The sequence below is a fragment of the Paenibacillus sp. FW101-FHT12H11 genome (assembly GCF_058790355.1).
The window spans coordinates 1-621 of record NZ_JBYTCO010000035.1; the positions used below are offsets into that span (position 1 = coordinate 1).

Genomic DNA, 621 nt, shown 5'->3' on the forward strand with positions numbered 1-621 from the left:
GCGATGCGATCTCCGTAGAGTCCTTGACAGCTGGCAACAGCAGCTATGATGTGACAGCAACAGAAGTAACAGCAGGTACATTCAACATGTACGGCGGCATGGACTTGGAAGTCCGCGATAACTACGGCATTAAGTATGATGGTGGCGCGAACGGCGTTGTACAAAAATACAATGGCGTATACGGACTGACGTTTATTGCGAACCACATTGTTCTGGGCGCTATGACAGGCACGCCAACAGCGGCTGACAATGCGGTGACGATCAATGCAGATGGTACTGTAAGCTTCGGAGCGAACGTGAAGAAATTCGATCTGACAGTGACAGCACCAAACGGTAAACAAGTAACAACTGCGATTAACGTTCGTTAATCGGTGATACGAAGAAGACCCTTAGCGGGTCTTCTTTTTGTTTATCGTAAGAGATAGAAATAGAGTTGGAAAATACTTATTAATGAAATTATGCATATACTCACGTATACTAAGTCATGTAGACGAGGTGATAGAAAAAAAGCTATACGAAATGATAGCAACATTACTTCCGTGTCGTCGTCCCGTTGGTTATAAGTTTTTATAACAAAAACTTTCAAATATTAGGAGGAAACAAACCCTTATGAAGAAAACT

At 42.7% G+C, this 621-nt stretch carries 1 protein-coding gene; it reads left to right on the forward strand.

Annotation, left to right across the window (positions count from 1 at the left end; all coding sequences use genetic code 11):
* The coding region (locus AC3WTJ_RS37955) for a hypothetical protein (protein WP_492526931.1) at nt 1–368 on the forward strand (368 nt) is incomplete at its 5' end.
* Between the last annotated feature and the right edge of the window lie 253 nt (nt 369–621).